Raw genomic sequence first — 10667 nt, 5'->3', positions numbered from 1 at the left:
CCGTCCAGTGCCCGGATCGCCGCGACCGGGTCAGCGGTGAGGTCGATGGCCCGGTGGAACGTCACCGTCGCGTCGTACCCAGCGGCCAGGTGGGCGAGCTGCCTGATCCAGTCCACGTCGGGATCCCCGTGCTCGGTGAGTGCGCCGATGACGATCCCGTCGGCACCGGCCTCCAGCACCATCTCCGCCTCCCGACGCAGGAGATCCCGCTCCTCCCAGGAGTAGCGGAACCCACCCGGACGCGGCCTGACGAGCACATGGACGCCCTGCCACCCGTCGTCGGCATCCGTGTCACCGATCGCGTCGAGCACGGCCTCGACCAGCCCCTGCGACGGAGTGATGCCGCCGACCTCGAGGGCCGAGCAGAGCTCGACCCGGGTCGCTCCGCCCGTACGTGCGGCACATGCCCCCGCCTCCGAGGTCACCGCGATCTCCAGGGAGGTCATCTGCCCTCACCGACCCGGTCCAGCAGGTTGCGCTCGCCATCCGTCACGGCGGACAGTCTGTCGGATCGAGATACGACGGGACGTTCCGGTCGCTCTACCCGCAGGTAACCGACCCAGACGTCCCGTCGTATCTCCGGACGGAGCCGGCTCACGCCGAGCCGCGCGCGGCCCAGTCGCGCAGCGCGTCGATGCGCGCGCGGAGCTGGTCGGCGTTGGCGACTGCCGCGGGCGGCCCGCCGCACTCCTTGCGGAGCCGGTTGTGGGTGACTCCGTGAGGTGTCTTGGTGCGGTGGTGCCAGGCGGCGACCAGGCCGTTGAGCTCGCGCCGGAGCGTGGCGAGCTGCTCGTGGGCGGCGACCGCGGCGACGGGCTCGTCGGCGGCCACCGGCGCCGCGGAGGGCGTGGTCTTCTGCTTGCGCGCCCGATCGCTCTGCCGCTGCTGGAGCAGCGTCTTCATCTGGTCGGTGTCGAGCAGCCCGGGGATGCCGAGGAAGTCCATCTCCTCCTCGGAGCCGACGTGCACCTCTCCGGAGTGGCCGAACTCGCCGCCGTCGAAGAGCACCCGGTCGAAGCGTGCCTCGGAGCCGAGCGCCTCCCACGGCCCCATCCCGTCGTCCTCGGCGGTGCCCTCCTCGGCGTTGGCCGCGGCGAGCAGCGCGTCCTCGGCGGCGAAGATGTCGTCCTCGTTGGTGACCTTCTTGCCCAGCACGTGGTCGCGCTGGAGCTCCAGCTCGGAGGCGAACCCGAGCAGGTTCGGGACCGAGGGCAGGAAGACCGAGGCGGTCTCCCCACGCGTACGCGCACGTACGAAGCGGCCCACCGCCTGGGCGAAGAAGAGCGGCGTCGAGGTGGTCGTCGCATAGACTCCGACGGCCAGCCGGGGTACGTCGACGCCCTCGGAGACCATCCGGACCGCGACCATCCACCGCTCGTCCGACTCGGAGAACTTGGCGATCTTCTTCGAGCCCGCCTTCTCGTCGGAGAGCACCACGGTGGCGCTCTGGCCGGTGATGGCCTTCAGCGTCTTGGCATAGGACCGCGCCGAGTCCTGGTCGGTCGCGATCACCAGACCGCCGGCGTCGGGGACGTGGCGGCGTACCTCCGTCAGCCGCTTGTCCGCCGCCGCGAGCACCGACGGGATCCAGGATCCGGCCGGGTCCAGAGCCGTCCGCAGCGCCTGCGAGGTCAGGTCCTTGGTCAGCGGCTCGCCGAGGTGCGCGGCGATCTCGTCGCCGGCCCGCGTACGCCACTGCATCTGCCCCGAGTAAGCCATGAACAGCACCGGCCGCACGACCTGGTCGCGCAGCGCCTCGGCGTAGCCGTAGGTGTAGTCGGCCGCCGAGCGCGAGACTCCGTCCTCGGCGGGCTCGTAGGTGACGAACGGGATCGGGTTGGTGTCGGAGCGGAACGGCGTGCCGGTCAGCGCCAACCGTCGAGCGGCGGGCTCGAAGGCCTCGCGAACGCCCTCACCCCACGACATCGCGTCGCCGGCGTGGTGGACCTCGTCGAGGATCACCAGCGTCTTGAACCGCTCGGTGCGGATCCGCATGGCCAGCGGGTTGACCGCCACCCCTGCGTACGTCACCGCGATCCCCACGTAGTCGGCCGAGGTCTTGCCCTGCCCTGCGGAGTAGGTCGGGTCGATCGGGATCCCCGCCCGCGCGGCCGCCTCGGCCCATTGGGTCTTGAGGTGCTCGGTCGGCGCGACGATGGTGATCCGGTCGATCAGTCTGCGCCCGAGAAGCTCCGCGGCGACGGTCAGCGCGAAGGTCGTCTTACCGGCCCCGGGCGTCGCGACGGCGAGGAAGTCACGGGGCTGCTCGGACAGGTATCGAGACAGCGCCTCCTGCTGCCAAGCACGCAGCTTGGTCGCAGTTCCCCAGGCAGCCTTGTTGGGCCACGCGGGTGTGAGAGCGCCAGGTAGGTCGGCGCGACTCACTTCGCCGCGTCCGTAGCGCAAGCGCCAGAATACGCACCCGGCGAAGTGTTGACTCGATGGCTCGCTCGCTGACGCTCGCTCACTCGTCGTCGCCCTCGCCACCGGATGGCGGCGGCATACCCTCGAAGATCTCCTTGCAGTCGGGACAGACCGGGAACTTCGACCCGTCCCGACTCGGCACCCACACCTTGCCGCACAACGCGACCACCGGGGTGCCCATGACCATCGCCTCGGTCAGCTTGTCCTTCTCCACGTAGTGGGAGTAGCGGTCATGGTCACCCTCCTCGGTGGGGACGTCCTGCTCAGATGCGTCCTCACGTTCCTTGACGGCCTCTTTCGTGCCGAATCCCAGGATGCCCATGTCATTCATGCTACCTGGGGCCGATCCTGCTCGCGCGAGCGGAGCGAGCAATTCAGTTCAGCTCGGGGTCGGGCGGGCGCGTGGCATGGAAGGCGAGCTCGCCTGGCTGGCGACGGAGCACCGCGGCCCACATCGCGCTCACATCGTCGAGAAAGGAGTCGTACGGCTCGCTGTCGACGACATACCAGGATCCCTCCTCCACCTCCCCCTCGAGCTGGGCGGCTCCCCAGCCCGCGTAGCCCGCGAAGATGCGCAGCCGCGACAGGGTCCCGTCGACCAGCTCGACGGGCGTGTCGAGGTCCAGCAGACCGAGACGCCCGACCACGGGCCGAAAACCCAGTGGCGGGTCGTCGGAGTCGACCAGGAGCGCGACCGCGATCGCCGCGTCCTTGCTCACCGGGCCGCCCTGGAAGAGGACGTCGGGATCGGCCACCGACTGCGCCCACGGATGCAGCACCTCGGCGACCGGGACGGGCGAGGGCCGGTTCAGCACCACGCCCAGCGCGCCCTCGGGGTTGACCTCGATGAGCAGCACGACCGTGTCGAGGAAGTTGGGGTCGCGAAGCTCGGGCGTGGCTATGAGCAGCCGCCCCGCGCGTACGTCCTTCGCCTCCGTCATGACGCCATGATCGCATCACCCCGGCTACCTCAGGCGCAACAAGAAATGTCCGCGCCGGGCAGCGAAGGGCTCAGGCCGCGGAGAGTGCGGACCGGAACCTGTCGACGAGGGTCGCGAAGGTGCGACGCTCGGGGAGCTCGGTCGTCGGGACGTACTCCGCCCGCGCGCGCATCTCGATCATCGAGCCGATCGGTACGCACTGGGGGTCGGCGAACGCGCCCTTGCCCGCCATCACCGCGAGCACCAGATGCTCCTTCGTCTTCGCCTTGGCCAGCGAGGCGGCCATCGTCTCGTCGACGGGGAGCGCGTGGTAGCGGTCGAGAACCGTACGGGTACCGGGAAGGTCGTCCGCGGCGGCGTGCCAGGCGCGGACGACAGCGTCCTCGAGGTCCATCGGCTGGGCGGCCAGCTCGGTCTCGATGCGGCCGGAGAGGCGGGTGTGCCAGCGCAGCTGCAGGGCGGCGAGCAGGTCGAGCTCGTCGGCGAAGGTCTCGGTGACGCCGGGAAGGTCCATGGGCAGCAGGCCGTCTCGACGTTCGTCGACGGCGGCGACCACGTCGCGGAGGATCTCCCCGCGCTTGTGATGGCTGGTCCAGCTCATTATCGGCTCCTTGCGGAAGTTCTGCCTCGAGCACTCACATACCGTGAGTACGTACCTAGAGTATGACCATACCGTCGGTATGCCAAGTAGGTGGCCCGGTGATTCCCGACACCCCTGAGGATCGGTGTCGTGATGGCCTTCACACCGGGCGCGGATAGAGTGGGTCCGTGGCAAAGTCGTCCGTGAGCAAGCTCGTCCCCAAGGTCCCCCCGCTTCCGTCGGTGCCGGGGATGTCACGGAGGCAGCAGTTCTCCGCCTCGACCAAGAAGACGCTCGTCGACGTCGCCGAGCGGCTCTTCACCGAGCACGGCTACGCGAACACGTCGCTCGACGCCATCGTGGCCGGCGCCGAGGTCACCAAGGGCGCCCTCTACCACCACTTCAGCGGCAAGCAGGCGCTGTTCGAGGTCGTCTTCGAGAAGGTCGAGGCCGCCACCGCCCAGAGCATCGATGCGGCCATGCGCGTGTCGAAGGATCCCTGGGAGCGGGCCCGGGCTGGGCTGCGTACGTTCCTCGAGGCCGTCCAGGAGCCCACCTACCGGCGCGTCGTCGTGCAGGAGGGGCCCGCGGTCCTCGGCTACGAGCGCTACCGCGAGCAGGAGGAGCGCTCCACGTTCACCGTCGTCGAGGACATCGTCGCCGCCGTCCTGCGTGCCGGCGACAGAGACGTGAACGACGAGATCGTCGCGACCTTCGCACGCCTCTTCTTCGGGGCGATGTCGGCCGCCGGCGAGTCCGTGACCGAGGCCAGCGACCCCGAGGACGCCGCCGAGCGCGTCGAGCTCGCGGTCACCTACCTCCTGACCGGCATCCAGACCCTGGCCCAGCAGGGCATCAAGGTCGAGGACATGCGCTGAGCCGCTCCGCACGCCGACTCGGCTCGTCCTGACCGGAATCCATGCCGAGCCGGCTCGTCATGACGCGCCGACTCGACACAGAATCGTGTCAGAACGCGCCGACTCGGCGCGGGGGCGGACCACGCTCCAGCTGTTACTTGACGCTCACGCCACCGGGCTCGACCTGACCGTTGCCCTGCGGGATCAGGTCAAGCCAGACCTTGCCCGGCGGGATCTTGATCGCGGCACCCTTGGGGTCGGTGAAGGTGACCGCGCCCTTCTCGCCCTTCTTCACCCAGGTCGCCTCGACGATCTGACCGTCGCGCATGATCCACGCCTTGCCCCTGCCGGTGAAGTGCGAGACCGGGACGATCGCACCGCCCGGGTCCTTGTAGGGCGCGATCGTGGTCTTGGTCTGTGCGACCACGACGGTGTCGGCGCGGAACTGGCCGTTCTTGGCCATGTAGTTGTTCCGCAGGACGTACTTGCCGCCCTTGAAGACCCAGTTGTCGGTACGCGCCGGGGAGAACTTCACGTCAACGGCCTTGGCGGGCTTGCCGCCGGCGAGCTTCGTCGTCGCGTCGCCCCAGGGCATGAAGTCGCCGGGACGCTTGGCCTTGCCGTCCTTCTCGGTCGCTTTGCCGGCCTTGGCGACCTTGCCGACCACGCTGTGCAGGAGGTCGTGGGGCTTGCTGGTGTCGCGTACGACGTAGGGGGTGGACATGTCGATCCACTCCACGTCGTGCTTCTTCAGCTGCGCGAAGGTGTAGGGCGCGGCGCCACTGGTCATGATCTTGGCGCCGACGGGAGCCGCGATCCCGGCGTCGGTCGCCCGCATCGAGCGGACCGGACCGGCTTCCTTCGGCAGCTGGGAGTAGTACGCGACGGCCAACCGCGTCACGCCGCCCTCGACCAGCTCCTGGACGACCAGGTCCGCCTTGGCCACGCCGTACTGCGGGGCGCTGGCAGAGGTGTTGTCGATCTTGACGATGTAGGCCGGGTGCGTACGCGCGGCCGACTTCCCCTCGGGGAGCTGGACACCGGTCAGCGGCTCGTGGTCGGGCTCAGCGGGTGCGGACGGGGACGGCTTCGAGTCCGTCGGGTCATCCGAGGACCCACAGCCGGTCAGGACCAGGCCCGCGACCGCCAGCGTCGCCGCCGATCGCAGCAAGAACCCCGGGCGGGACGTGCGCATCATCAATCTCCATCTGCATCGGCTCAGTTCCAAGACGAATGTCAGACGGTAATCGTTGCGCCCAAAGCAGGCGCGCCCGGGGTTCCTGACTTCGTCAGATCAGGCGACGGTCGCGCCGCCGTCGACGTAGAGGGTCTGGCCGGTGATGTAGGAGGACTCGTCGCTGGCGAGGAAGGCGGCCGCGGCGGCGATGTCGGCGGGCTCACCGACGCGCTTGACCGGGTTGGCGTCTGCCGACAGCTTGCGGAACTCGTCCACGTCGAGGCCGAGGCGGGCCGCGGTCTGGTCGGTCATCTCGGTGGCGATGAACCCCGGCGCGATCGCGTTGACGTTGACCCCGAAGGCGCCCAGCTCGAGCGCCAGGGTGCGGGTGAAGCCCTGCACGCCGGCCTTGGCGGCGGAGTAGTTGGCCTGGCCACGGTTGCCGGTCGCCGAGGTGGAGGAGACGTTGATGATCTTGCCGTACTTCTGCTTCACGAAGACCGCCTGCGCGGCCTTCGACATCAGGAAGTGGCCCTTGAGGTGGACGTTCATGACCAGGTCCCAGTCGTCCTCGGTCATCTTGAAGAGCAGGTTGTCGCGGGTGATGCCGGCGTTGTTCATCAGGATGTGCAGCCCGCCGAGCTCCTCGACGACGCGCGCCACGGCGGCCTCGGTGTCGGCGGCCTTGGCGACGTCGGCGCCGATGCCGACCGACTTGGCGCCCTCGCTCAGCGGGAGCTTGGCCGCGGACTCAGCGGCGGCGGCCTCATCCAGGTCGATGATCGCGACCGAGGCACCCTCCTCGGCGAAGCGCGTGGCGACTCCGAACCCGATTCCTCGCGCGGCACCGGTGATGACTGCTACCCGACCGTCGAAACGACCCATGACCAAACTCCTTCGTGTGACTCAGGCTCTGTGACTCAGGCTCTGTGACTCAGCCGACCATGACGTACGGCCCCCGCCGACTGTAGCGAGGGCCGTACGTCATGTCCCAAGGGGTCTACTGATTGGTAGCGACCCACGTGTCGCGCGCGGCGACGCCCAGGTCGGGGTGGTCGGTGAAGAACGCGTCTACGCCGGCGTCCAGGTAGGGACCGACCTCGCAGCCGAGATCACCGATCGCGATCGGGTCGGTGCCGACACGGCACTCGGCAGGGAGGTACTTGTTCTCGGCACGCATGGTCCAGGTGACGGTCCGCAGCCTCGCGCGCTCTGCGCGGTCGGCGAGGTCCGTGGGCTCGCCAAGCGTGCTGTCGGCGTTGCGCGGGATGAAGTAGTACTTGTACGGCGACACCTGGTCGGCGTACTTCTTGATGCTCCGCAGTCCCTTGTCGGTGACCAGGTAGTCGTTGGTCACGCCGGTACCGGCAACGACCTGGTCGTACGGCGCACCGCCGAAGTCGATCAGCTGAACCAGCGGCGTGTCGACCATGCGGTTGAGGTCCTTGAGGTTGCTGACCTCGAAGGACTGGATGACCGCGGCGGCGCGCTTGCCGCCGAGGCCGTGGCTCTTGAGGTCCTTCACGAGCGGCTCCTCGAGGGAGAGGCCGATGGAGTCGAAGTACGTCGGGTGCTTCGTCTCCGGGGCGACGCCGATCGTCCGACCGGTCTCGGCCTCCTTGGCCTCGACCAGGTCGAGCACCTCCTCGAGCGTCGGCACCTCATAGAGACCGTCGTAGGCAGTGTTGTCCGGGCGGTCGCCGGGGATGCGCTCCTTGGCGCGCAGCGTCTTCATCTCGGCGAGGGTGAAGTCCTCGGTGAACCAGCCGGTCAGCGCTTTGCCGTCGATGGACTTGGTGGTCTTCCGGTCCGCGAACTCGGGGTGGTCGGCGACGTCGGTGGTGCCGCTGATCTCGTTCTCGTGACGGGTGACGAGAACACCGTCCTTGGTGGAGACCACGTCTGGCTCGACGAAGTCGGCACCCTGCTGGATGGCCAGGTCGTACGCGGCCAGGGTGTGCTCCGGGCGGTAGCCCGAGGCACCTCGGTGGCCGAAGACGATCGGCTCGGCGTCGTGGTGCTTGGCCGCCTGGGGGGCGGTTGCGGTGCCGGTTGTCGTGCCGGTGCCGGTCGCGGCGGAGGCGGGGGCCGAGACCAGGACGGTCCCGGCGACTAGAGCGGTCGTCAGGACGAGACCGACGTGACGCATGCGGGTGGTGGGGTTCAACGTGGTCATGCGCCGATCACATCGGCCTCGGGAGACCCCGGGGCCGGTGTGCGGTGAACGAGGAATGACGATCTGTCGACGGGCCTCAGGCGGCGCTGTCCACGTCTGGCACGGTCCGTCGGCCGGCGATCACCTCGCGGAGCACGTCGGGGTTGTTGGTGATGATGCCGTCGACACCGCGGTCGAGGACGGCGCTCATGGTCTCGGGGTCGTTGACGGTCCAGGAGTGGATGTCCATCCCGAGCGCGTGCACCCGAGCGACGTAGCCCGCGTCGAAGGAGCCGTGGCTCGGGTTGATCTGGTCGGCCCAGGTGTAGTCGTCCAGATCGGCGTAGGCCGGGGTGCCGAGCAGGCCCACCGGCACCTCGGACTGAATCTTCGTGTAGGTCTTCATCGAGCCGAAGTCGAAGCTCTGCACCGCGAGCCGATCGGCGGCCACGGCGGAGCGTACGTAGCCGGGGAAGGAGTCGAACTCGGCCGCGACCTGCTTCTCGATGCCCGGGTAGAGCGCCGGCGACTTGAGCTCCATCAGGATCCCGGACCGCGAGAACCGCACCTGCTCGACCATCTCTCTCAGTGTGGGCACCTGCTCCCCCGCGTACTCCTCGCCGAACCACGACCCCGCGTCCAGGCTCTTGATCTCGGCGAGGGTGAAGTCCTTGACCTTCCAAGGCGAGCGGCCGGGGAAGCGCTGCTCGACGTCGGTGGTACGCGACAGGGTCGTGTCGTGGATCAGCACGAGCTCGCCGTCCTTGGTGGCCTGCACGTCCGACTCGATCCAGGCGGCCCGCTGCTCGATGCCGAGCCGGAAGGCGGCGAGGGTGTTCTCCGGGGCGTACGCGCTCGCCCCGCGGTGGGCGGTGACGACGATGTCGTCGGCCCGGTTGGCCTCGACGGCGTTGACCGCCACCGGCACGATCATCGTGCCCGCAGCCAGCGCGATGCCGGCCAGAGCTGAGGTGAAGGACTTGGTCGCGACAGACGACAGGGACATTGCGCACTCCCGAGATCAGTGGACAACAACTGATCTCAGCGTGGCGATCCCCGCCGACCCTGCCCCGACGGCCTGGTGGCCTTGGACGTACGGCTAGGTGAACTCGACCTGGTGCGCGCTCCCTGTGGCACCCCGTCCAGGCCGTCTATGGCAGAGGGGCATGGGCGACCGGCTTCAGGTCGCTTCAGCCCAGCACGGCGCGGAGTCGGTCGGCGTACTCCTTCTGCTCGCCGGCGGCGTACTTGTGGCGGGGCCAGAAGAAGCCCTTGAGGCCGTCGCCGCGGCTGCGGGGGACGACGTGCAGGTGGAGGTGTGGGACGGACTGGCTGACCACGTTGTTGACCGCCACGAAGCTGCCCTGGGCCCCGAGGCCGTCGACGACCGCCGCGGCCAGCCGCTGGGCGTTGACGACGAAGCGTCCGTGCAGGTCAGGAGGGAGATCGAGCAGCGTCGCGAGATGCGGGCGCGGCACCATCAGGATGTGGCCCTTCTGCACGGGTCGGTGGTCGAGGAAGGCCAGGAAGCCGTCGTCCTCGAAGACCACCTCGGCGGCCAGGTCACCGGCGACGACGTCGCAGAAGACACAGCTCACGCCTCGTCTCCCCACGACAGCGTGGCGATCACGAGGTCGACGGTGGGCAGGGCCAGCTCGGCGAGGTCGCGGCGCGGGAAGGAGTAGGTCAGCCGCGACTCGTAGAGCCGGTCGGGCGAGGCCACCCACCGCTCCCCCACCGTGGTCATCTCGGTCTGCATCGGGTGGCGCACCTGGCCGAAGGGCGACGGCCGGTTCAGCGCGACCGCCAAGCCCATGGGGCGTCGGGCGGCCCGCTGGAGCCAGTAGGCCAGGAACGCCGCGCCCTGATCGACAGCCGTCTCCTTCGCCGTGGTCATCCACTGCGCCCACTCGGGCTGCTCGCTCTTGGACCGCTGCACCTTCGGAAGCACCTTGGCCGCCAGGTCGGCGAGCTGATAGTCGCGTACGTCCTCGTCCGACATGTCCACGACGTACCACTCCTGCGCCTTCGGCAGCCTCAGGTCGACGTGCGGCTTAGGACCGAGCGTCTTGAGCACGTCCTTGATGCCCGCCCGGAACCGGTTGGGCCCGGCGGGGTCGAAGGTGACGTGGGCGATCTCCTCGAGGTTCGCGCTGAGGAACTCGCGCAGCGCGTCGGCACCGCGCAGCTGCGCCCGTCGGCGGGTGTCCTCGGCGAGGAACGTCTCGAGCGCCTCCTCGGAGGAGAAGAGCATCGCCTCATAGGGAGGCTGGTTGCCGCGGTCCCCGGGGAAGACCCGGATCCGAGCCTCGTCGAGCTGGGGAACGACAACCTGCCCCGTACGCAGCGCGGCACCGATCCCGGCGACGTCGGCGGACGCAAGCGCAGCCTCCAGTGCACGGTTGCGGTAGCCGTCGTTCATCTTCCGAGGCTAGCGCCCGGACCTGGGCAAACACAGGCTAGGCGACCCCGAGCCGCCATGGCGTGTCGTCGTCGCAGGTCGCGAAGAAGTTCCCGATGTCCTCGACCATGT

Annotated in this window: 12 protein-coding genes; 1 reads left to right on the top strand and 11 read right to left on the bottom strand. The window is 69.0% G+C overall.

Features of this window, described 5'->3' with window-relative positions; genetic code table 11:
• The 5 genes from ACRDPS_RS25805 to ACRDPS_RS25785 form a co-directional block, all read right to left on the bottom strand.
• On the bottom strand, positions 1-446 hold a 446-nt coding region (locus tag ACRDPS_RS25805; protein WP_431504528.1), incomplete at its 3' end, for a copper homeostasis protein CutC.
• 148 nt (positions 447-594) lie between these two features.
• Complete coding sequence (locus ACRDPS_RS25800; RefSeq protein WP_431504527.1) at positions 595-2385, bottom strand: DEAD/DEAH box helicase; 1791 nt, start codon at positions 2383-2385, stop codon at positions 595-597.
• A 79-nt stretch (positions 2386-2464) separates the two neighbouring features.
• Complete coding sequence (locus ACRDPS_RS25795) at positions 2465-2746, bottom strand: DUF3039 domain-containing protein (RefSeq protein WP_431504526.1); 282 nt, start codon at positions 2744-2746, stop codon at positions 2465-2467.
• A gap of 52 nt (positions 2747-2798) precedes the next feature.
• Positions 2799-3365 carry a YqgE/AlgH family protein gene (locus ACRDPS_RS25790; RefSeq protein ID WP_431504525.1) on the bottom strand — a complete coding sequence of 189 codons (567 nt, stop codon included), beginning with the start codon at positions 3363-3365 and terminating at the stop codon, positions 2799-2801.
• A 70-nt stretch (positions 3366-3435) separates the two neighbouring features.
• Positions 3436-3966 carry a hypothetical protein gene (locus ACRDPS_RS25785; RefSeq protein ID WP_431504524.1) on the bottom strand — a complete coding sequence of 177 codons (531 nt, stop codon included), beginning with the start codon at positions 3964-3966 and terminating at the stop codon, positions 3436-3438.
• Between the two features lie 167 nt (positions 3967-4133).
• Between ACRDPS_RS25785 and ACRDPS_RS25780 the strand changes: the two genes are divergently transcribed.
• On the top strand, positions 4134-4823 hold the full coding sequence (locus ACRDPS_RS25780; protein WP_431504523.1) for a TetR/AcrR family transcriptional regulator: 690 nt from the start codon (positions 4134-4136) through the stop codon (positions 4821-4823).
• Between the two features lie 133 nt (positions 4824-4956).
• Here the strand turns inward: ACRDPS_RS25780 and ACRDPS_RS25775 are convergent, their stop codons facing one another.
• The 6 genes from ACRDPS_RS25775 to ACRDPS_RS25750 form a co-directional block, all read right to left on the bottom strand.
• Entirely contained in the window at positions 4957-5997 is a 1041-nt protein-coding gene (locus ACRDPS_RS25775; protein ID WP_431504522.1) for a DUF3048 domain-containing protein, read from the bottom strand.
• A 99-nt stretch (positions 5998-6096) separates the two neighbouring features.
• Positions 6097-6864 carry an SDR family NAD(P)-dependent oxidoreductase gene (locus ACRDPS_RS25770; protein WP_431504521.1) on the bottom strand — a complete coding sequence of 256 codons (768 nt, stop codon included), beginning with the start codon at positions 6862-6864 and terminating at the stop codon, positions 6097-6099.
• Between the two features lie 115 nt (positions 6865-6979).
• Positions 6980-8155 (bottom strand): glycerophosphodiester phosphodiesterase, encoded by a 1176-nt coding sequence (locus tag ACRDPS_RS25765; protein WP_431504520.1) that lies wholly within the window; start codon positions 8153-8155, stop codon positions 6980-6982.
• 76 nt (positions 8156-8231) lie between these two features.
• On the bottom strand, positions 8232-9140 hold the full coding sequence (locus tag ACRDPS_RS25760) for a glycerophosphodiester phosphodiesterase (RefSeq protein ID WP_431504519.1): 909 nt from the start codon (positions 9138-9140) through the stop codon (positions 8232-8234).
• 184 nt (positions 9141-9324) lie between these two features.
• Positions 9325-9732: an HIT family protein gene (locus ACRDPS_RS25755; RefSeq protein WP_431504518.1), complete on the bottom strand. Its 408-nt coding sequence runs from the start codon at positions 9730-9732 to the stop codon at positions 9325-9327.
• On the bottom strand, positions 9729-10556 hold the full coding sequence (locus tag ACRDPS_RS25750) for a hypothetical protein (protein ID WP_431504517.1): 828 nt from the start codon (positions 10554-10556) through the stop codon (positions 9729-9731). Before ACRDPS_RS25750 ends, ACRDPS_RS25755 begins: the two co-directional genes overlap by 4 nt.
• Positions 10557-10667 lie beyond the last annotated feature (111 nt).

It is taken from the genome of Nocardioides sp. (genome assembly GCF_050699375.1).
Classification (GTDB): domain Bacteria; phylum Actinomycetota; class Actinomycetes; order Propionibacteriales; family Nocardioidaceae; genus Nocardioides.
Note: the sequence above shows the minus strand (reverse complement) of the source record. Positions and strands in the feature narration are given on the sequence as shown.